Here is a 21,032-nt window from a genome sequence, read left to right on the forward strand (position 1 = left end):
ACCAATCTATAATTGTTTATGTTACTGTTGTCATTAGCTTCAATTTCTCGAAACACTGATCAGTTACGTACCTGTTTTTCCGCTTACTCTTTCCATTCGTCACGATTACATCTATTAATCGTCCACTTCTTTGTTTAATATAGTTGTTAGATATTAACCATAAGAATTCAGTTTTTGTTATTGGTTTCAAAAGTAAAATATTTCTCCTTTAAAGATTATTTTATTAATTTCAGTAGGGGATAGCATTATCGACCTGAACGCTATAAAAATATTATATTACTAATTTAATCCATACTGATAAATACCATTCTAAGATGTCTTAATTTTATTATAATATCTTTTATTTGTTTGTTTTTTAAGTTCTTTCTTTCTTTTATCCAAACAAGAATGACAATATTTCTTCCTATTGCCCCCAACTATTTCAACACCGCATACAATACAATTTTTCTTTTTGATTTCTTTTGGTTGTAAATCTCTAATATAATTTCGCATATATCCAGTTAGACTCTTACAAAAATATTTTATAATATAATTGTCTTCTGACCATCCATCAACTATCACATTTGCATCCCAACCATATTTTTTCTCATATTCTTCTATAGGAATATAGTTATCAAATATTTTCTTTATATATGTATTTATTAACTTTTTATATTGGTCAAATTTGATATTATATTTCTTACTAATACTTTGTTCTTTTAAAATCTCTGCTTCTTTTAATGCTTGCTCAATGTTATTTTTAACTTCCTGATAATCAACATTATCTAAATTTCCATCAGTTTTCATAATCTTAGTAATTTTGAAATATTCTTTTTTTGGTTTCAATAAAAAATTATAATAATTTTTATCATAATAAACATCTTTATCTACTAAATATCCATACATATTATTTATATGTACTCTAATATAATCAATAGGTTTTAACTTTTGATTTTTATAAAAACTCCTACAAACAGTAAATTCAATACATTTATATTTATTAAATAAATCAATCAAATCTATTCTGTTATCTAATAACTGTTCATTAATCTCATATTTGTAATACTTTTTATATTTATGTAATGAAAATTTACTATTCCATAAAGTATCTAAAAACCTATTCAAAACAATATCTTTATCATCTGATTCTTTATATTCTTCAAGTATTTGGTTTAAAAACAAATATATCCTCCTATATTTCAATTAATTTATAATATTTACCTAAAAATTCATATGTATCATTATCTACTTCCTGAACTTCTTCAATCTTACATTGTTTTTTATCAGGTGAATTATTCTTTAGATTTTTTAACATAATATCACTAAATAATGACCAACATAAAACTTTATCCTCACTAATAGACCTATATGCTACTTTGATACAATAATTTGCTAACAATTCTCGATCTAAATTAATTTCATTTAACTTGTTTTTGTATTTATCAAACAATATATCAAATTCTTTATTATCATCCTCTTTTTTCTCATCTAACAAGTTCTTTAAATCAAATTTAAATTGATCATAAATATATTTTATTTTTTTAATAATGTGTTTATTAGATAAATCTAAATCTCTATTAACTAATAAATGCCCATTATTTATAACTTTTTTATCCCAAACAATATTATGTTTTTCCCAATAACAAATATAATCACATAATTCATTAAGCGGAGAAGGGGAACGATAAGCATTATATGGGATTCTATCTTCATTATTATTTTCTTTATTGATCCTGCGTATTTTATTATAGACATTTAATTTTTTAGGATAATTATACAAAAGAAAATATGGCAATCTTTTTAAATGTTTACGTAAATTCTTAGTCAGTACCCATCTATAACCAACTTTGATAAAATCAATTTCTTTCCTTTATACCCTCGGTTTCCCGATATTTATTAGGGGAGTAGACCATATCATTACCCACTAAGGGCAATCGGCACTTCGGAATAAGGAGTTTCACCTTAAACCTACTTCCTTACGGAATGGTCGTTACACTTTACTTTTAAATAAAAGTCTTAGCACGGGATTATCATATTATTTATATTATATTAATAACATTAATTTATACTACAACATGTTTCCAACGATTATTATATTTTAATTGATAAGCATATGATTTTGGAATATTATATTCATCTTCAATTTGTTGAGCAGTATATCCATTTTTAAGTTTTAATTTTACTTCATAAATTAATTCCTCGGTATATTTTGAAGTTGGTTGTTTAGAACCTTGATTAGCAACTCTACATTTATTTTTAGTTTCTTCTGAAATAGTCTTACCAGTTAATGATTTACTCAAATTCTGTCTATGTTCTTCTGTTTTTATATATCCCTTATGAGATTCAGACATTTTATTTTTTGTTTCTTTAGAAAATTTTTTACCTATCATATTAATACGATTCTTTTCTCCAATAGTCTTTTTTGCTTCCTCAGAAAGTTTATGCCCTAATGTTCCTTCTCCACCAAGTGTTTGATTATATCCATTGTTATAAGCATCATATAAAGAAATATAATGTTTTTCTAATTCGTTAATATTATCATTTCTATTACATATATGTAAAATTTCAAATTTAAAATTTTGTTCACCATATTTATTAAAAGACCTTTGTAAATGTTTATTATTATGAGTGCCATTTCTTAATAAACATCTATGATGAATCATTCTATCATAAAATCTTTCTTCTGTTTTTCCAATATAAACTTTATTATTTATAAGATTTTTAATCATATAAATACCAAAATCATCCATATTTTATCCTCCTTCCTTGTATAATTCTTTTCTATTTATTTAATCAATTATATAATATAAATAACTTAGATTTTCCCCGTTAGCTAATTCATTACCCATCATTTCCTATGGGACACTAAACGCTGAATTAACACCCTAGATTTCTAGGTTCACCGATTTTTCTCTATATATTACTATATAGAGGGGCAATACATTTACCCTGATATAACCTTAATAAACTAACTTTATCTGCATTAACTTTTTGCCAATATTCATCTTCAGTATGTTGATTTAAAATACTAGTTGCCACATTAGTAATTTCACCAATTCTATTATCTCTACTATTACATTCATAATTAATAATATTTTCCTGATTATATTTAACCGCATTAGATGATTTTTTATCATCAATGTCTACAACTATTGGTTTATTAATTTTAGAAGATACAATCAATGGGTCGTAACACAAATAAAAACTATCACCGTCAGCATCACAACCTCCTTGCTGTGGCATTGTCAAATCATACATATTTATCATACAAATATCTTGATCTTTAAAAAATGATAAATATTTTTTAGTTAAATTATTATGTACAATATTAATTTTATTCACTTCAGAAGGATCAACTAAAGGGCTTCTAAAAGATAAACATTCCCCTAGTGGGATAGTATCACAATAAAACTCTCCTGAATCCAAACATCCTATAACTTCTTTTCCAGCACAATATTCTAGATATCCAATTATATCTCCAATTACTGTATGATAAAATCCTTTTGTATAAATCTTGCCATATTTCATTTGAGTAATAGTTTTTTCAAGTTTTCGTCTTAGCATATTTTTAATACAAGGGTCTTGTAGCATATCATCATTAATTAAAATTGCTTTAGCATATTTACCATTAATAGAATCTTTTTGAGTATTATTAATACCTAGAAATTTTAAAGTATAAAATTTATCTCCTTTAATAATTTTCTCAATTAAATCAGTAGAATATTTGGCAATTTCAATTATTTTCCCTGAATTATTTTCATTAAGAATATTATATTTATTATGTTTATCTTTATACTGCTGAATATATTTATGATTATATAAATCTAAACATTGAAGATATTGGAAATTCATTCTTGAATATATATTTATATCATTTACATGGTGACTATATTTACTAATACCAATTTTATATTGATAATCACCTATTCTTTTTAAATATTCTTTCCAGGCATTATCACCAAATTTGTTTTTAAAAATATCATATGCTTTCCACATACTAACATTCCAAATACAATCAATATCTTCAACCTTATGAGTTTTATTGAATATATCTGTTATTTCAGTTACACCTATATCTTGATAAAACTCCTTTATAGGTGCTTGAATACTCATGCCTTTCAGAAACGGTAATCTAATTTGGTAAGCAATAGGTATATGATTTACATCACAATACTTTGAAAATAATTCACTTATTTCTTTAGTGTGACAACCAAATCCATCAAAAGGAGATAATTTTACATCATGTAAACCTTCTTCAATTACTCTTTGATTTTTATATATTTTTTTTTCATTAGTATTCTTATCAATATATTCTATATCTTTTTTAATAGCATAACGCACATATTGGTCTGGCAGAATCTTTGTATATTCATCTACCAAAACAATATTAGGTAATTTTTCTTCTGTAACCAATTGGCAAGCACTAAAAATGAGACAACGATAACTTTCATATTTTGATATTATACATTTGTCAATATTAATCCCTAATTGACTACGTTCCATCATTTCTTTATAAAAATCTTTATCAATAAAAACTGTAATTCCATCTTTTGCTTGTGAGTTTGATTTACCGAATCTAAGATAATGAATATCATTATATTTAAAACCATCTCTTAATAATTTTTCTAATTGTGGTTTGCGTTTTTTATTATGTTTGGCTTGCACAAAAATAAGTTCATTTATTTTATCTGTATCATAACCTCTAGTTAATTTAATCTGATCAAAAAGAGGGGATTCCTGTTGCCTAATTAAATATTGATATTCGTCTTCTTTTTGAATATGTAAATCAAAATCAGCATTTATGATATGGGAAATATTTATTTTAAAAATATCATATAATTTTATTGCCAAATAAAAAACTCCTTAAATAGATAGTATAAAAACTAAAAACCAAAATGCAATAATACCAACTACTATATTTGCGATTGTATTTGTAACTGGATTAATATTTTGTTTTGAGTTTAAATGCGTATTTTTATTAGATGTATATTTCTTTCTATTATTATCTCTTAATGCATATGTAAGTCCTCTTGCTATTGATCTATTTAATACACTGTAATTCCGAGGTCGCATCATCATGATAAAATATCTCCTTTCTTTTAATCTCTCCCGATCCACTCTCTAAAACAATCATCCATATCACTTCTTAATTCAGCATAATAATCCTTTTTACATTCCCATGAGCAAAACATATCTTCGGATGGTTCTTCAAAATCCTTTCCGCACTTTTGGCAGAATTTATACAATATAACTTTCTGTTTACCATATGTATTTATATTACCATTATAATTATTATCATTATTATCAATATTTTTAATAATTTCACGATTTTCATAACTTTTTACATCATTTTCATTAACTTTTACCATATAAACCCTTAGTTTTCCTTTCTTTTCTAACAGTAATTTCTAACACTTCATTCGTTTCATAAAACAATAATTTGCTCAGATTAAGTCCACAAATATAGAAGGACTCCACTCTCTGTTCATCCATAGCGATTGTTAATCGTCCATCTTCTTCAAACAATAAATTACCGCATTTTGCAACTCTAACATAAACCAACGGTCTCAATTGTGAATCGAAAATATCATTTAATATTTTGCTTATATTAGTTGTACCGGCTTCGGTATGTATTATAAATTCACCATCATCATTCATATCAAGTTTTCCGAAAAATTCCATATAAATAAATCCTCCTTAATTATCTTTTAATTTTTGGTTGTTAAAATTTGTGGTTAATCCCATAAAAAAGTAGGGTAATTTTTATTGTATTTATAAGAAAATTTGCCTCCAGAATCATCGAAAAGGTATCAGGGAATGTAACTATACCCCGGAGATAATTTAGAGCGTTTTTAGAGGGTATTTTATTATTAAATTGATATAAACTTATGTATGTAGTTTTTAAGTATATTTATATTACTATTTTAATCAGTTTTAGATTTAACTTTCTTTTGTCTTGCTTGTTGCATCTTTTTCATTTTCTCATCTTTAATTTTCTTTTCTTCCTCAGTTGATTCTTTCTTCTCTCTTGGTGCTCTTGGATATGGAACTAACTTTTTATCACAAATATATTCTCTTCCAACCAATTCATCTCCATCCATTTGATCACTAACATGTTTAAATGATTTTGGATATTGTTTACATAGTTTATCAAGTTTATTAGTCCAAGGTTTTATAAAAGAAATTATTTGTGCATCCTTAGAATCTTCATCAATTCCTATAAGAACATATCTTTCAGATTTTTCTAATGCCAAGTTATCTATTTCCTCCTTTCTTCAAATTTAATAACTTCAAAAACCGTTTACCGTATGTAGTGAGTCTGCCGTTTAGTACTAGGTAGTTTTTTGAACCTGGGGCAGTAGGGTAGAATAGCATAATGGGTGTTCCTCCTTTTTATTGTTGTTTTGTTTGGGTTTTGGGTTGTTTTATTGAGTTATTATATTAGTTTTAGTTTTTTTATTAGTTATATTATATCAAAAATAAAGGTAAAATGCAAGATATATTTATATTAATATTTTAATTAATCTGTTTTAATATCTTTCTCATCAAATATATCATAAATAAAATCACTTATTTCCATATCTTTATCCCGATAAAACATTGTAGATGATATGTATAATTCTTTTTCTGCTCTGGTTAAACCTACATAAAACAACCTGCGTTCTTCATTAATATTATTAGATTTAGCATGAGGCAACAAACCATCATTTACACCAACAATAAATACTATAGGGAATTCCAATCCTTTTGATTTGTGAATTGTCATTACTTTTACTTTATCTTCAATATCTGAATTTTTGGAAAAACCTAATAATCCATCTACCTCTTTAAGAAATAAATCAACTGTATTATATTTATTTGCTAAATCAACCAAAGTATCCAAATTATCAATTCTTTCACTTTTTATATTCCCATCAACATCTTCTTTTAATATATATTTATCATAATCTAAATCTTTCCTAATAATATTAATTAAATCTCCTACTTTATAATTTTTACGTTTTCTAATTTTTAAAATGATATTATTTAATTCACTAATACCTTTCTTATATCTCCATTCACCACTTCTAGGGAACATCTGCATACCATTAAATAAAGAAATATTATGCCTTTTTGCGTAAGTGGATACCTCATCTAAAAATACCGTTCCTAAATATCTATTTGGAGAATTAAATATTTGTTTAAATGCGATATCATTATTAATATCCTGAACTAATCTAAGATAGGAAATCATATCTTTAATTTCTTTTAATTCATAAAACATAGTTCCACCAATTACTTCATAGGGAATATTATTTTTATATAAACCTTCCTCGATTGCCTGTGCTTGAAAATTTGTTCTTGTTAAAATAGCAAAATCAGAATAATTGTATTCTTGTGGTTTCAAACTAATGATTTTTTCAGCAATTTTACTTGCTTCTTCAAATTCATCTGAAAAATAAGCAAACGATGGATTTATATACTTTGATGCGTTAGCTATAGATTCACAATAATTTTTGTGAGTAGTCTCTTTAGTATTTTCAACTAACTTATTAGATATTTCCACAATATCTTGTGTACTCCTATAATTAATATTTAAAGGAATTACTTTTGTATCTATCCAATCATTATAAAAATCAATAATATAACTGTTGTTGGCTAAATTCCACTCATAGATACATTGAAGAGGATCACCGACCACAAATACATTATTATGTTTTTTACCCAACAGTCTAAGAATTTCATATTGTGCCAAATTAGTATCTTGCATTTCATCAACCAAAATAAATTTATATCTATCCTGATACTTTTCTCTTTCTGAATCATTACTGGTTAATAATTTATATGTATTAATTAACATATCATCAAAATCCATTAATTTTTCATTTCTTTTCATTTCTTCATATTCTTGATATATTCTTCTCATAATATTAATACCATATGGCATTGCAGAGATAGATATTATCTCATCATTGTAATCTAGTAGATTATTTTTCTGATAAGATATAAATGATAAAATAGCATTAGTAGGGACATCATTTTCATTATTTTCTAAACCTAGAATTTTAACTACAATATTATTTACAAACTGTTTTTGTTGCCAGAATTTAATCTTATTGTGATAATATTTATATTTACTTTCTTTAAGTATTTTATTACCTAAAGCATGAAAAGTTTCTATTGTAACTTTGTTTAAATCTTCACCTATTAAATCAATTAATCTATTTTGCATATTTTCTCTTGCTTTAACACTAAAAGTTATAGCAAGTATGTTTTTAGGATCAACTTTATATGTATTAATAAGATTTGCTATCCTGTTAGTTAAAACCGAAGTCTTCCCACTTCCTGCGGAAGCCATTACACAACAATTGCCTTTAAAATGATTAATCGCTTCTATTTGATTTTTATTAAATTCCAAAACTATTTTAATCCTCCTTAAATATACTTACCCATTTAGTTGTTTTAAATAAATCTATAAGAGTATTACTTGCATATCTTCCTTTCATAAAAATATAAGGATTCATTGCAATATATGATTGACCTTCTGTTTTACATCGTGCGATTATACCTTTATCTTCTAAACTTTTTAATATTTTATATGTGTAACTTGGTTTAAGACCACATTCATCCATAATGTCATCTATAGTAATACAATCCCCATTATCATTTTTTAATATCCCAGAAGTATAATTTAAATATTTTAATAAATATGTTACAAACCAACCTTCAGGATTTGTAAGCATTGTACTTAATTTAAGAAGTGGTTTCACAAATATTTTTATAAATTCTTCTTTAGGATTTAATAAAGTATTATTTCCCGCAAACTTATCTTGTTCTTCTCGTCTAATTCTATCTCCTTGATACATAACATTAATTAATTCTCCAGATTGAACATCAACAATATTAAATTTTGGTTGTTTATTTCCCATATTTTACCTCCATAATTATAAAATCAGAATCATTTTTCCACAAATAGCGGAATTCCGATTAAATATATTTATATTACGATTATAATGAATTGCTTTAAATATCTCGTTTATACTAGTGTGTTTAAGTCTGAAATAATTCCACAAATAGCGGAATTTTGAACTCAAGGAATCCCTATATATCGGGTCTGGTTGACGGTTTTATATATCTTATCTTCTCACTACCACATCCTCTCATTTAATAATATAATTTTCTATATAAATATCCTAATCATATTATACAAAATAAAAATATAAAAGTCAATGGATATATTATTCTAATAAGTTAGACGATATATTTTACTAAAAGTTCCAATAAAAAATAAAAAAATATATAAACAATAAATTATTATAAAGTGGAAGGTTTTGCGGATGAGCAAAAACTGAACACTTTGCCCGTCTGGCAAGACAATAAATTACACAACCATTTTATTTCTTTTGGATTTAGGTTTTTCATCAAAATCAAATGAAAATGAATCTATTAAATCATCCATGTTATCCTGAGTAATTCCTATATATCTTAAAGTAACTGATGGGGAAGAATGATTTAAAAACTTTTGAACAATAGTTACATCTTTATTTGCGTGAAGGTACATATGGTATCCAAAGGTCTTACGGAGCGAATGTGTACCGATTTCTTCATTGATTCCAACTTTTTTAGCAACATCATTTAATATTCTCCAGGCTTGCATACGTTGTATAGGTTGATTAATTCCTTTTTGGGATTGAAAGAGATATTCATCATCTTTTAGATTCTGAAGATATTGATTTAATTCTTTTTTTAATGTTGGTTGAATTTTAATACGTTGAGTTTTACCAGTTTTTTGTTCTTTAAGATTGAAATAATCTTGATTGCGTAAATCTTTTGCTTTTAAAGATAGGATATCTGATATACGAAGACCTGAGTTGATGCCTAAACGGAAAAGCATATAGTCTCTGGTGGATTGAGATTTTAATATTTTTTCAATTTGTTTGATTTGAGAGAGTGAACGAATTGGTTGTACTGTTTTCATGGTGTAGGTTCCTCCTTTTGATTATTGATTAATTTTTATTGTTGGTTAATTTGTTAATATAATATTATAACTAAATGATACATATGTCAAGAGAATAATAAAATAAATTTAGAACGAATAGTTTAAAATTTATTAATTGATAAATAATCAGTAATCGGTAAGATTGGTAATTGAGTATAAAGATTATTTGTTTTACCAGAGTTTATAAGGAGTTTTATGTGTTGAGGGTATTATATATAGAAGTTTTGTAAGGGTAGATTTTTATTGTCGTGAATGTAGGGTTAAGTGGGATAATTTTTGGTTGTATTTTTATTATATTTTGTAAGGGAAATTGAGTGGAGAAAAGGAGATTTGATGTGAGGTAAAGGGAAGTTAAGGGATGGGTGGAAAAGTGGTTTTTGAGAGGAGTTTTTAATGGTTTTTTGTTGGAGTAGGTTGGGTTGGGATTGATATGAGATGGTAAGTGGTTGAAAGGTAGATTTGTTGGGATTTGGGAGGTTAAACGAAATTTAGTCGAAAGTCGATTTTAGGTAGGGTCTGTTGATGGAATAGATGTGCGAACATCTGTTCTACAAACATCTGTTCTTTTTGTGAACTACCCGCCCACCTGAGTAAAAAAATATATTGATATCATAGTAAATAATAATTAATGGCCAAAAATGCCTATATATAGGCATTTATAAGCATTATAAAATGATACACAATGTAATTAAGTATCATTTATGGGATTAATGATAGGTAGCAGGGAATAATAATATAAAGATATTGTACTGGATTAATATATGAAACATAAATTTTATAATGATATTTGAGGTTATCAGGCCGGAATAACCAGGATAATTGCTAATTAATAGCTGAGTAATGATCGAATTGGTACTAGACAAATAAAACTAGCTGCTAGAATGACTCAGATTGAACGAAAATAAGCAAGGTAATGTAAAATTATTAGGAATAGAATACCAACACGTTACAAGGGAATTAGAACCCTTGTTTTTTGTTGCCTTGATATGTCGACAGGATCGGGGTTAATAACAGGGAATCATTGGTGGAAGACTTACTGTATTAACTGTATATATACACTATATACAGTCTAACATATTCCCACCATATAGACAATCTAATAATATACTCAAAAAGTATAGTTTAATCTATTCCCACTATATCACCGATTCAACCAAACCAAGATAATCATAAACAAAATATAAAATAAACTAAAAAATCCTTGTATTAATATTGGTAGTATGATATTATAATTATAGTAATTAAATCAAAAGAGGCCATTAAATGAAAATATACAGTTTCTGGTCAGCAGATACAACATACTTCACTAAATCAAAAAATCTCAAAAAAGCTCAAACTATAGGTAAAGAAAACATGGAGCATTACTTAGAAACTTGTGAATATTTAGGAGAACAACCCGAAGAATTAGAAAACTATTTTATCCCCGAAGAAGTGGAAGTAGTAACAAAAGAATGGTTTAAGCATCTTATAAAAGTTGATCCTGACACAATGATATTAGATGAAGAATTGTATAACATATAAACCCTCTGATGAGCTTGTGAGATTCAAGCGAAACGGGCCATAACAAGCCCGTCAGGGTAACAAAATAAAAAACAAAAGGAGTATGATAAAATGATAATGGAAACTTTAAAAAAAAGGAATATCATCCGCAATACAAATTTTGAAGCAATATACATATTATTTAACGGACAATATATAAACCAGGATTATTTTGATGACAATTACAAAAAATGCGAAGACTGCGGAGAATATCATGAAAATGATGAGATGACAGATGTAGGTGGATCATCAGAATATAAATGGATTTGCGAATCATGTTTAGATGATTATGGTTTTTGTGAGTGCTGTAACCAATATACTCATACAGATAATATGGTACGTTGTGATTGGTGCGGAGAATATATCTGTAATAATTGTAGCCATGAAGATAATAACAATACGGTATTATGTGAGTCCTGTATTGTTTTGATTCTAACCCTGATGGAGTAGGTTTAATGTACCAAGACAATAACAGTAACAAAGTAATAATCCAAAAAGGATTTATGTCCTTTGACGATCTTATAACAGCAGTTAAAAACCTAAACAGTAAAATTGATATAACAGCAAACAATATTGTATTACATTTCCGTTACGCTACACAGGGGAGTATAACAGAAGCAAATACTCATCCTTTCCCCATAACAGCGAATATAAAAGAGTTAAAGCAAACTACTATAACAACTAATACTGCTATGGTGCATAATGGTATAATTCCTTTTTGCTCAGACTATAACAGCATGAATAAATTATCTGACACACAAATATTTATTCGTGATTATTTGTCTAAAATGGATAACAGGACAATATTCAATCCTGCTGTATTAGCATTGATTGAAGAATTAACTAACAGCAAATTTATATTCATGGATAACAGCAGAGTTAAAATGTTAGGCCGTTTTATTGAAGACAAGGGTATATATTATAGTAACGATACATATAAAAAAACACGCTGGTATAAAACATCAAAAAGTAAAAACAGTAAAAAAATATATATGTACTCTATAATAGATTATTGTGCATATTGTGGGCAGTATGGCCATGTTGACAAATACAATGGTTTATGCTCACAATGTCAGGAAATATTAAAATAACTATAACAGCATAAACTTAAATCTTTTACCGAGTGCTAATAATATAACAACATACTATAACAGAACCATAACAGCATAACAGTAACCTATTAGCACTCCATTAAGGGTTTAAATCCTTTAAAATCAATAACAGGAGGTAACACAATGATAAATAACGATAAGAATTTAACTATCAATTACTTTGTAGAATACACCAATGAAGTAGAACGAGATCCCGATTTTGAAAACATCAAACAATTACCAAAGGTAAAAGACCTAGAGGACGCAATTAACCGTATGTTATCACTCAGGAAACAGAATAAGCATAACATTGCTATAGGTTATGAGATATCCGATAACAGCACAAATAAATTGGTTGTATCGGATGATGTATGGAATATGGAATATTTAAGAACAACCACTCATGAGGACGAACTACAAAAGGAAATAAACAAACAAAGTAATCTAATAACAGAACTAAGCCGGGAATTAGAATTACATCAAGAATTTTTAACTAAATACAATGCTATGGATCGATTTAATAAAGAAATGAAGAACCATAATATATAATCTTTTTAGATAGCACTATAACAGTAATATAGTGCTATTTATAAAGGACTATAACAGCATAACAGAACTATAACAGGGAAGGAGGTATACTATAAATGAATAACTATCCAGCATCAACATATGCTAAAATACATAATAACAGGAGGAAACACGGTAAAATGATTAATACATTTACATTAAACAATAAAACATACTCTATAAGACTAACAAATCACGCAGAGCAGAGATTAAACCAAAGGAACATTGACTTATTCCAGGTAACAGGCAGTATTCTCAGTTTAGGCCAAAAGACTATAACAGATTACTCAGGCAGTAACAGAGACATTTTTATAATGGATAAAGAGCATAATTTTAGCGTAGTTTGCAACATAACCATAAACACAATAACTATTGTAACCGTTATTGATAACTCCGATTGTTGGGTAAAAGATGGAACTATAGCCGTTAAATTAGTATAACAGGTTCTAAAATTTATTACTGAGGAGTTGGTATAAAAATGAAGGGTTACAAAGCCACAAATGGAAATTATATAACTGGGAAAGAACTTGAATCAGCACAAAGAAAATTCAAAAAACAGCAAATTGAATACAGGAAACAAAAAGAACAAGAGGAAGAAATTCAAAATCAAATTAATATAGCAAAATACATAGCCGAAAAACAAGAACAAAAACAATACCAGGAAAAACAGCAGGAATTATTAAAAGTAAAAGATAAAATCTTATTAGCACTCCGGCAAAATAATCCTTTTACTTATAAACAATATCTCATTATATGGGATATCCTAACTACAAACTACGATCAAATTTTCTCAGACCTAAATAAAAAACGTATTATAAAAGATGATATATTAAAGGTTATACAATATGTAAAAGGTTTTAGTTCTGAATTATTAAACCCGTACTGGGAGGAAAGATTAATAAATACACTATAGCAGCCGTTAATATCCTGTTAAAGTACATTAACACCAATATCACAAACCAATAACAGCCGTTAATGTACTTACTAGAGGATATTACAACCAAAAAATAAATATTATCATTTTAATACTTGCGTTACTATTACCAATATGATAATATAATAGATAACAGGATAACAAAATGAAGGGATGGGATACAATGTATAATTATTATTTTGTTACTTTTAAATGTAATGAGGAAATTCAAACTATTGAGGTTTGGCATCAATTTAGTAATATTGATGATATTAAACAAAAGTTTTTAAAAGATTGGAACCAAAGAGGTTATATGGACGTTGAAGTAATACATGTACAGCGGAAAAATGGTATTTATAAATTAGCATTATAAACAATTTAACTCGATCTGGCGAGTATAAATAGGTTTTAGGACGGAAGCGTTACAAGGCAATAACAGCAAACATTATAGCAGCCTTGTAGGTAACAAATAAAATATAAAAGGAGGATAACAGCATGAATTATAAATCTCTTTTAAGAACCACTAAAGATCAAGCGGAAATTACAAGTTATATTTGTGGTAGGGATTACAGAATTAAGGCCGGATATAGACAACCCGTATTAGATACAGGATATCAATATTTAATTAGTAAATTCCCAGAACTAAAAGAACAAATAAAAGACAATTGGTTAAAAGGTTGGGAGCAGCAACACAAAATTATTCTAAGTGCATTTAAATTAGTATAACAGATTGATAACAGCATAATAGCCGGAAATAATCAGTTGAGACTATAACAGAATTATAAATATTGAGGAGGAATATAACAGAATGAAAACATTTAAACAATTAACAGGTTACATGGGAAATCAATTTGTAAAAGAGGATCATGTTTTTATATCTGGAGAAGGTTGTTTTTATGAAACAAAAGAAAAAGCAAGAGAAATCTATAATAACAAACCTAACTCAGCAAATGGAGCGAATTTTGAATTTACTGTTGCTATTGTTGATGGGGTAGAAGTTTATAACTATCACGAAACAAATATATACAATTAACCAGCAATAACAGCCTCCCTTTACTACTTGTGACCAAAGATTGATTTTATCCCATAATTAAGAGAATAAAAAAATAAATATTAGCATAGAATCATATTGACAATATGGATTGTAATTTGATAGAATAAGATAACAGATAAATTAAGAGGAGGTATTTTAAATGAAGGTTAAAGATTTAGTTTTAAAGCTTGGTAATTCTGAAACAAAGTTTAAATTTGTTGAAGCAGATGAAGAAACATTAGTAGTTATATCGGATGTTGATAGCATGAAAAAGACATATAAGAATAGCACAATAGGAGAAGTGTTTAATAGAAATATTAAAAAGTGGATTATTCAAGGAATGGGAGAAAGTATTTTAGTAATATTAAAATAACAGATTAATACTTGTTAGAGTGCTAATCAATCCAAACACAATAACAGCCGAATAGCACTCAATAGAGGTATTAATAATAACAGGAGGTGAATAGATTGAAAACTAAAGAATTTAATAAAATGTATTGGATTAACAGAATAACAAAAGAGCTTGAAGAAAATGGTGAACCAATATGGTATGATGCAGATTTAATTAAAAAACTGGATTATTTCAAAATACTTGAAACAGACTTAAATCGGATGTCATTAATCACATTTAGATAATAACACCAATAGCAAATTTTATGCACAGTAAATAATGGAAGGTGGAGTAAAAAATGAATGAAACCATGATGGAGTCAGCAATGGTTAATAATAACGAAAAACTTGCAAAGACATTAAACTTAAAACCCATAACAAAACAAAGAAGTAAAGACCTGAACACGATATACAAATGGATTTCTAATAATCAGAACAAATCTATTTTATTATCGGTAATGGCTGGAAGTATTTGTTTTGATGTTGAAATGAAAAACGGTTATCGAATTAATGAAGGTGGAGGCATTGATGATATTGAATTGATTGATAACATAACAGAAAATTCCTATCATATCATGTTATTTTCAAGCGATATTAAATATACTACAGATCAAAGCAAAATGGAATTTGAAGCAGATTTTCAGCTTGAGACCGATGAGGCAATAATTATTTTTATGTTTGTATAGAACTGGTATATGGTAACGATATTTTAAGGAGGTTACAAAATGAAAATTTATGTAGAGATTGAACTTGACGGAGTTATAACAGCAAAAAAATTAGAAATGCCTAACGATATTCGCCACACAGTAGAAGAAAATCAATATATCAGAGATTACTTTATTAATTTAGGTTACAAGGTAGGGTATATAAGAATTTGTTAACTTGTAACCTAATGACGATTAGGTTATGAATTAACATTTTAAAGGTTAACACAGCATAAACATAATATAAATAATAACAGCAATGTGTTAACCTCTGTAAGTGCTAATAAACTATAAAATAAAAAATCTAGTATAGAAAGGAGGTCAGGCCAATGAATAACAACCACACAAATTCCCGCCACATTGACGGAGTGAAAGCCTACTACAAGGCTGGCGTATGGTATGCAGATTATAATCAGTATCAGCAGGTAAGATGGCAGCAGGGGATTAAAACTAATATTGAAGTATTTTGCTCATGGTGTCAGAAGTGGGATTTATGCCCACAAGGGTAAAGAAAAAATAATCAATAAAAAATCAATGAATAATTAAAAATTAGTTTGACAATACTATTTATAACTGCTATACTTAGTACAACAGATAAACAAAATAAAAATATTAAGGAGTTGTTTTAAATGACAGATAATACTTATAACGGTTGGAAGAACAGACAAACTTGGAACGTGGCATTATGGATTAATAACGAAGAATCACTTTACCGGGCAGCAGTTGAATTTATGAAAAGTTACAAAGGTAAAGCACCTTATAAAATGTTTATTAAAAAGAACTATATGGAAGGTGATAGAACTCCAGATAATATAGCTTGGAATGGCACAAGATTAGATTACAAGGCATTAAACGAAATGATGCAGGAATTAGTTAATTAGAACCTTTTAACCCTGCCCATTGTCGGGCAGTCTAAAGGGTTTTAAACTCTTAAATAAAAGGAGGTAATTAGAATGGATCACAATTCAAGCAAAAACCAGGAAATTAAAAGGAAATTTGTTGAAAGAGAAGTTTATTGTTGTGTTAGTGGAATGGTAGAGTACATTTTATCAAAAGGGTATGAAGACGGGGAAGCCCCGTTTTGTATGGATGATGTAGAAAATATTTACATTGATAATAATGAAAAAATTGAGGAACTACAAGACCAGAAAGAAGAATTAGAAAACGAATTAGAAGAATATGAAAACCAGGAAAATCCTGCTCCGGCTATTGAAGAAAAAATGGAACAATTAGAAAAGAAAATTTCTAAACTTGAAGACCGTATCGAAGAACTAGAAGACGAGCAAGAAGAACCGCAAGAAGTTTATGAATGGTGGATGTGTTCGGGTTGGTTAATAGATAAACTTGCAAACCATAACGAGCCAGTGTTAAAAGATGAGGGCATATGGGGCAGAACTTGCACAGGTCAGGCTATTTTACTAGATGGGGTTATATCTCGCATATGTGAAGAATTAGAAATATTAGAAGGGCAGAGAAATGAATGGAAGATATAACAACATGGTACACATGCCCGAACTGTAAAACAAAACTATTCAAATTATTACCCAATGCAACAGCAAACAATATTATAGTCTATTGTAAAAAATGTAAGCAGGAAATAACCGTAAACCTAACACCAAACACCACAAACTAAAACAGAGCCAGAGCCACAGAGCCAGAGCCGACAGCCTATAAAAAGGTTGTCGGTTTATTTTTTGTTTATAGAGTAAAAAACAACCTCTCACAATGCGTTATAAGCAAAGATAAACCGCAAGGTAATACCTAACAAGCTAAAAATATATAAAACTACTTACAAAGCAAAATAGAAGGTAATAAAACGATATCAATAAAAAGAGGTATTTATATTATGGATTTAAAGCAGCAAAAAGAACTAATAATCCTTTACAATCAATACCAGGAAGTAGACCGGGACACCATCAAGGCTAACATTAAACAATATATGGATCAGGTCAATATTAAACCTGCCCAACTATCACAGTTAACGGCAATTCCCTTACAGACTATTTACCAATTACGCAAGTTTAACGTGCCATATAAACCAGATTTTATAACAGTCTTAATAATATGCAATGCGTTAAAAATTACAATAACAGCCGTACTTGCACCACTCCCAGGTTTACCAATAACAGAACATAAAACCAAATGGACAAGCAATAAAAAGCAGCAATTTATAGATGACTATAACAGTTTACATATAACAGAACTGTGTAAAAAATACAGTATAACAGAAAGAACAGCAGGGGAGTATAACAGATTATTTAATGTAGATATGGAAGATAATGTATAACAGCAAGTCTTTTATTAATCAGCATAATACCTATTAACAGCCGATTGTAAATTTTACTGAGGAAGCATAACAGCAATCTAAAATTTCCACAGCAAATTTTTAATAAAACATTAAAATAAACCATAACAGAAAGAAGGTATAATAGCATGACAATTACTAATCAAGATTATATAAACATGATTATATTACTTCTGATGTACTTCGCAACAGGTTGGATTTTAATCGGTATATCTGCGTTAACGGTTAAATACTTTGATCCATTAAACAAAGCAACCAAACATATACAGACCGTAACAGCCGAACAGGATAAGACCAGGAGAGCAGCATAATTAAATAATTATAGTAAAAAAATAAATTTAGTTGTTGCGTTGCTATTGTGAGTATGATATACTAATAAAAAGAGAACAGGAAAGGGGTATAACAGAATGATAAATTGGGATGAGTTAACAGCAAAATTTATAGAGGTACGCAATACATTAAACCAAACAAAATATAAAACTGCATACCGTATGTCATTTAAACAGCCTTGGAAGTTTTACCGTAACAATACACCAAAAGAAGCAATAGAAATTCTTATTGATACATATGGTGAATAAAACTAAACTTATAACAGAATTCAGAGTTGGTCACGATTTTAAAAGGAGGTTTTAAAATGTTGGCAAGCGAATTAATTAAAGAATTACAAGAACGAATTGAAATGTACGGAGATTGTAAGGTTATCTTATGGGATGAAGATACAAAGGAAAATAAATATCATTTAATTAATGTAACCGCAGATGTGGCTGACGAAGGTGATAATTTAGAATCATTTATAGAATTAGAATTTGAATAAAACTGACATTTTATTCAAAAATAGAAAGGATGGGTTATAATGGAAAATTGGAATGATGAAAAACTAATGAGAAGTAAAGGTTTAGTAAAATATGAAGAGTTAGAAGATAAAGCACAAAAGGAAGCTCATGACAGATTTGCATGGGATTTTATTAACAATAAATGGAAAGATATAACAGAAGAAGAAGTTTTGATAAAGTTAAATAGATTTTGGTTTGATAAAAATGGTGGAACATATATGGGAACTGCATAACAACATAAATCAGGCATTTCATTCAATATTTGGATTGAAAAACGGAGTATAACAGAGTATTAAAGAGATTGCAGGAGGGTTTTATAATGAAAAAATGTGCATGTGGTTTTGAAACTAAAAATTCAGAATTCAAACTTTGTCCTATGTGTGGGAGAGAACTGGAAGTAGATAATGGAAAAAGATTTTATACGATGGGGTTATCCGCAGAAGAAGATCATTTTGCAGAAATTGAAATGACACATGAAGAAGCAGAAATAGTGTCTAGGGTTTTGAAAGAGTTACATGAAAATAAACCGGGTTATTGTGGTAGTTGTTGGATTGATTTTGATTAAACCAAATAGGTATTTGGTCGATATAACTCCTGGGTAAAATTCCTGGGTATTAAAAATAAAATATAAAAATAGTATTTACATTCATACTGTCAATATGATATAATTATAAAAAAGGTAAGGAGTGATTACATGTTAAAAGTTTATGAACAATTAGAAAACGGCAATTACAATTTTTATGTTTTAAGATCAAAATCCTGGGAGAAAGTTAATTATGCTGAGATAACAGATTTTAGTAAAATTGATGATGATGCAATACCAGTAAAGGAATTTTTGAACCAGGCTTTTGATACTGGAAACCACAAGGAAATTGATAAATTCATAAAGTTTAGACAGATATTATAATTCCTTGTTAAAGCCCATTTATAAAGTGGGCTTTATAGAAGGAATTATAATAAAACAGAAGGGAATTGATAGAATGAAGAATAACAAGGAATACCGCCAGGATCAGAAGCAATTTATTGAGAATTACAAAGGGGTGGATATTTATCACACCAGGAAAAATGGTTTTGAAATTGCAGGGTATTTTTTCACTTATCAATCATTAGAGGAATGCCAGAAGGTTATTGATTACAGGTTAAATAAAGATATGAAGGTAAACGAGAATAAGAGTTTAATATTTGCTTGTATTCCTAGTTAATAACAGATTAATAATATAAAGGGAGGTATAATAGATGAAAGTAAGTGCTATAAGAAAAGCCATGATGTCTGCGTATGATAACGGAGGTAAATTAGCAGGGAAAACCAGATCACTTTATACATTAAGAGAAATTGAAAGATTTTGCACTTTGATAGACAGTAAGGGAGTTTATGAGTATACAACAATTAGTAAAGAAGTAGCAGATATTTTAACTCATTATGGAATAAATATAAAAGAAAAAGGAATTGGATACCAAGTAATAAAATAACAAAAGAATCGTTTTGTAATGAGTGAAAGGAGAGATTGAAATGAGTAAAGAAATTTTTAAATCTGGTGATAAAGTATATAGTAAGTCTATGAAGAAGAATTTTGTGATTGCTAAGAGGGAAGGAGAATTTGCCTGTACTGTCATTGATATTAATATGAATAACTCTAATAATTTTGAAACTTACGTTTTATCTAATCATGATTTACAAAAAGGTTGGACATAAAATATT

36 protein-coding genes are annotated in these 21,032 nt (G+C 28.0%); 25 read left to right on the forward strand and 11 right to left on the reverse strand.

What is annotated here, in order from left to right:
* Window positions 1-309 precede the first annotated feature (309 nt).
* The 11 genes from LLF98_RS02240 to LLF98_RS02290 all read right to left on the reverse strand — a co-directional run bounded on the left by LLF98_RS02240 (window position 310) and on the right by LLF98_RS02290 (window position 9,937).
* On the reverse strand, window positions 310-1,161 hold the full coding sequence (locus tag LLF98_RS02240; RefSeq protein WP_291700418.1) for a hypothetical protein: 852 nt from the start codon (window positions 1,159-1,161) through the stop codon (window positions 310-312).
* 10 nt (window positions 1,162-1,171) lie between these two features.
* Window positions 1,172-1,759, reverse strand: a complete 588-nt coding sequence (locus LLF98_RS02245) for a hypothetical protein (RefSeq protein WP_291700420.1) — start codon at window positions 1,757-1,759, stop codon at window positions 1,172-1,174.
* Between the two features lie 283 nt (window positions 1,760-2,042).
* Entirely contained in the window at window positions 2,043-2,729 is a 687-nt protein-coding gene (locus LLF98_RS02250; RefSeq protein WP_291700422.1) for a GIY-YIG nuclease family protein, read from the reverse strand.
* Window positions 2,730-2,892: 163 nt separating this feature from the next.
* Window positions 2,893-4,830, reverse strand: coding sequence for a hypothetical protein (locus tag LLF98_RS02255; RefSeq protein WP_291700423.1), 1,938 nt, complete (start codon window positions 4,828-4,830; stop codon window positions 2,893-2,895).
* A gap of 12 nt (window positions 4,831-4,842) precedes the next feature.
* Window positions 4,843-5,058 (reverse strand): hypothetical protein, encoded by a 216-nt coding sequence (locus LLF98_RS02260; protein WP_291700426.1) that lies wholly within the window; start codon window positions 5,056-5,058, stop codon window positions 4,843-4,845.
* A 20-nt stretch (window positions 5,059-5,078) separates the two neighbouring features.
* Window positions 5,079-5,348 carry a hypothetical protein gene (locus LLF98_RS02265; RefSeq protein ID WP_291700428.1) on the reverse strand — a complete coding sequence of 90 codons (270 nt, stop codon included), beginning with the start codon at window positions 5,346-5,348 and terminating at the stop codon, window positions 5,079-5,081.
* The gene (locus tag LLF98_RS02270) at window positions 5,335-5,661 is read right to left on the reverse strand and encodes a hypothetical protein (protein ID WP_291700430.1); all 327 of its coding nucleotides are present in this window, start codon (window positions 5,659-5,661) and stop codon (window positions 5,335-5,337) included. The genes LLF98_RS02265 and LLF98_RS02270 overlap by 14 nt, the downstream gene beginning before the upstream one ends.
* A 242-nt stretch (window positions 5,662-5,903) precedes the next feature.
* Window positions 5,904-6,233 carry a hypothetical protein gene (locus tag LLF98_RS02275; RefSeq protein ID WP_291700432.1) on the reverse strand — a complete coding sequence of 110 codons (330 nt, stop codon included), beginning with the start codon at window positions 6,231-6,233 and terminating at the stop codon, window positions 5,904-5,906.
* Between the two features lie 266 nt (window positions 6,234-6,499).
* Window positions 6,500-8,377 carry an ATP-dependent helicase gene (locus LLF98_RS02280; protein ID WP_291700434.1) on the reverse strand — a complete coding sequence of 626 codons (1,878 nt, stop codon included), beginning with the start codon at window positions 8,375-8,377 and terminating at the stop codon, window positions 6,500-6,502.
* Window positions 8,378-8,384: 7 nt separating this feature from the next.
* Window positions 8,385-8,888, reverse strand: coding sequence for a winged helix-turn-helix domain-containing protein (locus LLF98_RS02285; RefSeq protein ID WP_291700436.1), 504 nt, complete (start codon window positions 8,886-8,888; stop codon window positions 8,385-8,387).
* A gap of 452 nt (window positions 8,889-9,340) precedes the next feature.
* Window positions 9,341-9,937: a site-specific integrase gene (locus LLF98_RS02290; protein WP_291700438.1), complete on the reverse strand. Its 597-nt coding sequence runs from the start codon at window positions 9,935-9,937 to the stop codon at window positions 9,341-9,343.
* 1,284 nt (window positions 9,938-11,221) lie between these two features.
* Here LLF98_RS02290 and LLF98_RS02295 point away from each other — a divergent pair.
* From LLF98_RS02295 to LLF98_RS02415, 25 genes are all read left to right on the forward strand, one after another.
* Entirely contained in the window at window positions 11,222-11,479 is a 258-nt protein-coding gene (locus tag LLF98_RS02295; protein ID WP_291700440.1) for a hypothetical protein, read from the forward strand.
* Between the two features lie 90 nt (window positions 11,480-11,569).
* A complete protein-coding gene (locus LLF98_RS02300; RefSeq protein ID WP_291700441.1) occupies window positions 11,570-11,947 on the forward strand; it encodes a hypothetical protein in 378 nt (125 codons plus the stop codon).
* A gap of 5 nt (window positions 11,948-11,952) precedes the next feature.
* A complete protein-coding gene (locus LLF98_RS02305) occupies window positions 11,953-12,588 on the forward strand; it encodes a class II glutamine amidotransferase (RefSeq protein ID WP_291700443.1) in 636 nt (211 codons plus the stop codon).
* 144 nt (window positions 12,589-12,732) lie between these two features.
* Complete coding sequence (locus LLF98_RS02310) at window positions 12,733-13,137, forward strand: hypothetical protein (RefSeq protein WP_291700445.1); 405 nt, start codon at window positions 12,733-12,735, stop codon at window positions 13,135-13,137.
* Between the two features lie 95 nt (window positions 13,138-13,232).
* Window positions 13,233-13,595 (forward strand): DUF4258 domain-containing protein, encoded by a 363-nt coding sequence (locus LLF98_RS02315; protein WP_291700447.1) that lies wholly within the window; start codon window positions 13,233-13,235, stop codon window positions 13,593-13,595.
* 38 nt (window positions 13,596-13,633) lie between these two features.
* Window positions 13,634-14,068: a hypothetical protein gene (locus LLF98_RS02320; RefSeq protein ID WP_291700449.1), complete on the forward strand. Its 435-nt coding sequence runs from the start codon at window positions 13,634-13,636 to the stop codon at window positions 14,066-14,068.
* A gap of 184 nt (window positions 14,069-14,252) precedes the next feature.
* Entirely contained in the window at window positions 14,253-14,441 is a 189-nt protein-coding gene (locus LLF98_RS02325; protein WP_291700451.1) for a hypothetical protein, read from the forward strand.
* 122 nt (window positions 14,442-14,563) lie between these two features.
* The gene (locus tag LLF98_RS02330) at window positions 14,564-14,794 is read left to right on the forward strand and encodes a hypothetical protein (RefSeq protein ID WP_291700453.1); all 231 of its coding nucleotides are present in this window, start codon (window positions 14,564-14,566) and stop codon (window positions 14,792-14,794) included.
* Window positions 14,795-14,876: 82 nt separating this feature from the next.
* Window positions 14,877-15,101 (forward strand): hypothetical protein, encoded by a 225-nt coding sequence (locus tag LLF98_RS02335; RefSeq protein ID WP_291700455.1) that lies wholly within the window; start codon window positions 14,877-14,879, stop codon window positions 15,099-15,101.
* Window positions 15,102-15,261: 160 nt separating this feature from the next.
* Window positions 15,262-15,474 (forward strand): hypothetical protein, encoded by a 213-nt coding sequence (locus tag LLF98_RS02340; RefSeq protein WP_291700458.1) that lies wholly within the window; start codon window positions 15,262-15,264, stop codon window positions 15,472-15,474.
* 95 nt (window positions 15,475-15,569) lie between these two features.
* On the forward strand, window positions 15,570-15,737 hold the full coding sequence (locus tag LLF98_RS02345; RefSeq protein WP_291700459.1) for a hypothetical protein: 168 nt from the start codon (window positions 15,570-15,572) through the stop codon (window positions 15,735-15,737).
* Between the two features lie 53 nt (window positions 15,738-15,790).
* Window positions 15,791-16,177, forward strand: coding sequence for a hypothetical protein (locus LLF98_RS02350; RefSeq protein ID WP_291700461.1), 387 nt, complete (start codon window positions 15,791-15,793; stop codon window positions 16,175-16,177).
* A 39-nt stretch (window positions 16,178-16,216) separates the two neighbouring features.
* Window positions 16,217-16,372 carry a hypothetical protein gene (locus tag LLF98_RS02355; protein ID WP_291700463.1) on the forward strand — a complete coding sequence of 52 codons (156 nt, stop codon included), beginning with the start codon at window positions 16,217-16,219 and terminating at the stop codon, window positions 16,370-16,372.
* A 152-nt stretch (window positions 16,373-16,524) separates the two neighbouring features.
* Window positions 16,525-16,704, forward strand: a complete 180-nt coding sequence (locus LLF98_RS02360; RefSeq protein ID WP_291700465.1) for a hypothetical protein — start codon at window positions 16,525-16,527, stop codon at window positions 16,702-16,704.
* 120 nt (window positions 16,705-16,824) lie between these two features.
* Window positions 16,825-17,076, forward strand: coding sequence for a hypothetical protein (locus tag LLF98_RS02365; RefSeq protein WP_291700467.1), 252 nt, complete (start codon window positions 16,825-16,827; stop codon window positions 17,074-17,076).
* Window positions 17,077-17,148: 72 nt separating this feature from the next.
* Window positions 17,149-17,688, forward strand: coding sequence for a hypothetical protein (locus LLF98_RS02370; RefSeq protein ID WP_291700469.1), 540 nt, complete (start codon window positions 17,149-17,151; stop codon window positions 17,686-17,688).
* 353 nt (window positions 17,689-18,041) lie between these two features.
* Complete coding sequence (locus LLF98_RS02375) at window positions 18,042-18,482, forward strand: helix-turn-helix transcriptional regulator (protein ID WP_291700471.1); 441 nt, start codon at window positions 18,042-18,044, stop codon at window positions 18,480-18,482.
* A gap of 425 nt (window positions 18,483-18,907) precedes the next feature.
* Window positions 18,908-19,078: a hypothetical protein gene (locus LLF98_RS02380; protein WP_291700473.1), complete on the forward strand. Its 171-nt coding sequence runs from the start codon at window positions 18,908-18,910 to the stop codon at window positions 19,076-19,078.
* Between the two features lie 56 nt (window positions 19,079-19,134).
* Window positions 19,135-19,314 (forward strand): hypothetical protein, encoded by a 180-nt coding sequence (locus LLF98_RS02385; RefSeq protein ID WP_291700475.1) that lies wholly within the window; start codon window positions 19,135-19,137, stop codon window positions 19,312-19,314.
* Window positions 19,315-19,353: 39 nt separating this feature from the next.
* On the forward strand, window positions 19,354-19,566 hold the full coding sequence (locus tag LLF98_RS02390) for a hypothetical protein (protein ID WP_291700477.1): 213 nt from the start codon (window positions 19,354-19,356) through the stop codon (window positions 19,564-19,566).
* Between the two features lie 86 nt (window positions 19,567-19,652).
* Window positions 19,653-19,898 carry a hypothetical protein gene (locus LLF98_RS02395; RefSeq protein ID WP_291700479.1) on the forward strand — a complete coding sequence of 82 codons (246 nt, stop codon included), beginning with the start codon at window positions 19,653-19,655 and terminating at the stop codon, window positions 19,896-19,898.
* A gap of 129 nt (window positions 19,899-20,027) precedes the next feature.
* The gene (locus tag LLF98_RS02400; RefSeq protein ID WP_291700481.1) at window positions 20,028-20,240 is read left to right on the forward strand and encodes a hypothetical protein; all 213 of its coding nucleotides are present in this window, start codon (window positions 20,028-20,030) and stop codon (window positions 20,238-20,240) included.
* Between the two features lie 73 nt (window positions 20,241-20,313).
* Window positions 20,314-20,535 (forward strand): hypothetical protein, encoded by a 222-nt coding sequence (locus tag LLF98_RS02405; RefSeq protein WP_291700483.1) that lies wholly within the window; start codon window positions 20,314-20,316, stop codon window positions 20,533-20,535.
* Window positions 20,536-20,569: 34 nt separating this feature from the next.
* On the forward strand, window positions 20,570-20,803 hold the full coding sequence (locus LLF98_RS02410) for a hypothetical protein (protein WP_291700485.1): 234 nt from the start codon (window positions 20,570-20,572) through the stop codon (window positions 20,801-20,803).
* 40 nt (window positions 20,804-20,843) lie between these two features.
* Window positions 20,844-21,026, forward strand: coding sequence for a hypothetical protein (locus tag LLF98_RS02415; RefSeq protein ID WP_291700487.1), 183 nt, complete (start codon window positions 20,844-20,846; stop codon window positions 21,024-21,026).
* The last annotated feature ends 6 nt before the right edge of the window (window positions 21,027-21,032 follow it).

This window comes from Clostridium sp. (assembly GCF_021372645.1).
Taxonomy (GTDB): domain Bacteria; phylum Bacillota; class Clostridia; order Clostridiales; family Clostridiaceae; genus Clostridium.

Excerpts from the sequence above, each read along its gene's own strand:
- LLF98_RS02400 (WP_291700481.1), top strand. The coding sequence starts at position 20,028 with ATGTTAAAAGTTTATGAACAATTAGAAAACGGCAATTACAATTTTTAT.
- LLF98_RS02295 (WP_291700440.1), top strand. The coding sequence starts at position 11,222 with ATGAAAATATACAGTTTCTGGTCAGCAGATACAACATACTTCACTAAA.
- LLF98_RS02410 (WP_291700485.1), top strand. The coding sequence starts at position 20,570 with ATGAAAGTAAGTGCTATAAGAAAAGCCATGATGTCTGCGTATGATAAC.
- LLF98_RS02360 (WP_291700465.1), top strand. The coding sequence starts at position 16,525 with ATGAATAACAACCACACAAATTCCCGCCACATTGACGGAGTGAAAGCC.
- LLF98_RS02390 (WP_291700477.1), top strand. The coding sequence starts at position 19,354 with ATGGAAAATTGGAATGATGAAAAACTAATGAGAAGTAAAGGTTTAGTA.
- LLF98_RS02395 (WP_291700479.1), top strand. The coding sequence starts at position 19,653 with ATGAAAAAATGTGCATGTGGTTTTGAAACTAAAAATTCAGAATTCAAA.
- LLF98_RS02260 (WP_291700426.1), bottom strand. The coding sequence starts at position 5,058 with ATGATGATGCGACCTCGGAATTACAGTGTATTAAATAGATCAATAGCA.
- LLF98_RS02315 (WP_291700447.1), top strand. The coding sequence starts at position 13,233 with ATGAATAACTATCCAGCATCAACATATGCTAAAATACATAATAACAGG.
- LLF98_RS02405 (WP_291700483.1), top strand. The coding sequence starts at position 20,314 with ATGAAGAATAACAAGGAATACCGCCAGGATCAGAAGCAATTTATTGAG.
- LLF98_RS02250 (WP_291700422.1), bottom strand. The coding sequence starts at position 2,729 with ATGGATGATTTTGGTATTTATATGATTAAAAATCTTATAAATAATAAA.
- LLF98_RS02325 (WP_291700451.1), top strand. The coding sequence starts at position 14,253 with ATGTATAATTATTATTTTGTTACTTTTAAATGTAATGAGGAAATTCAA.
- LLF98_RS02355 (WP_291700463.1), top strand. The coding sequence starts at position 16,217 with ATGAAAATTTATGTAGAGATTGAACTTGACGGAGTTATAACAGCAAAA.
- LLF98_RS02265 (WP_291700428.1), bottom strand. The coding sequence starts at position 5,348 with ATGGTAAAAGTTAATGAAAATGATGTAAAAAGTTATGAAAATCGTGAA.
- LLF98_RS02415 (WP_291700487.1), top strand. The coding sequence starts at position 20,844 with ATGAGTAAAGAAATTTTTAAATCTGGTGATAAAGTATATAGTAAGTCT.
- LLF98_RS02320 (WP_291700449.1), top strand. The coding sequence starts at position 13,634 with ATGAAGGGTTACAAAGCCACAAATGGAAATTATATAACTGGGAAAGAA.
- LLF98_RS02340 (WP_291700458.1), top strand. The coding sequence starts at position 15,262 with ATGAAGGTTAAAGATTTAGTTTTAAAGCTTGGTAATTCTGAAACAAAG.
- LLF98_RS02300 (WP_291700441.1), top strand. The coding sequence starts at position 11,570 with ATGATAATGGAAACTTTAAAAAAAAGGAATATCATCCGCAATACAAAT.
- LLF98_RS02385 (WP_291700475.1), top strand. The coding sequence starts at position 19,135 with ATGTTGGCAAGCGAATTAATTAAAGAATTACAAGAACGAATTGAAATG.
- LLF98_RS02310 (WP_291700445.1), top strand. The coding sequence starts at position 12,733 with ATGATAAATAACGATAAGAATTTAACTATCAATTACTTTGTAGAATAC.
- LLF98_RS02270 (WP_291700430.1), bottom strand. The coding sequence starts at position 5,661 with ATGGAATTTTTCGGAAAACTTGATATGAATGATGATGGTGAATTTATA.
- LLF98_RS02285 (WP_291700436.1), bottom strand. The coding sequence starts at position 8,888 with ATGGGAAATAAACAACCAAAATTTAATATTGTTGATGTTCAATCTGGA.
- LLF98_RS02305 (WP_291700443.1), top strand. The coding sequence starts at position 11,953 with ATGTACCAAGACAATAACAGTAACAAAGTAATAATCCAAAAAGGATTT.
- LLF98_RS02375 (WP_291700471.1), top strand. The coding sequence starts at position 18,042 with ATGGATTTAAAGCAGCAAAAAGAACTAATAATCCTTTACAATCAATAC.
- LLF98_RS02365 (WP_291700467.1), top strand. The coding sequence starts at position 16,825 with ATGACAGATAATACTTATAACGGTTGGAAGAACAGACAAACTTGGAAC.
- LLF98_RS02370 (WP_291700469.1), top strand. The coding sequence starts at position 17,149 with ATGGATCACAATTCAAGCAAAAACCAGGAAATTAAAAGGAAATTTGTT.
- LLF98_RS02330 (WP_291700453.1), top strand. The coding sequence starts at position 14,564 with ATGAATTATAAATCTCTTTTAAGAACCACTAAAGATCAAGCGGAAATT.
- LLF98_RS02350 (WP_291700461.1), top strand. The coding sequence starts at position 15,791 with ATGAATGAAACCATGATGGAGTCAGCAATGGTTAATAATAACGAAAAA.
- LLF98_RS02380 (WP_291700473.1), top strand. The coding sequence starts at position 18,908 with ATGATAAATTGGGATGAGTTAACAGCAAAATTTATAGAGGTACGCAAT.
- LLF98_RS02335 (WP_291700455.1), top strand. The coding sequence starts at position 14,877 with ATGAAAACATTTAAACAATTAACAGGTTACATGGGAAATCAATTTGTA.
- LLF98_RS02290 (WP_291700438.1), bottom strand. The coding sequence starts at position 9,937 with ATGAAAACAGTACAACCAATTCGTTCACTCTCTCAAATCAAACAAATT.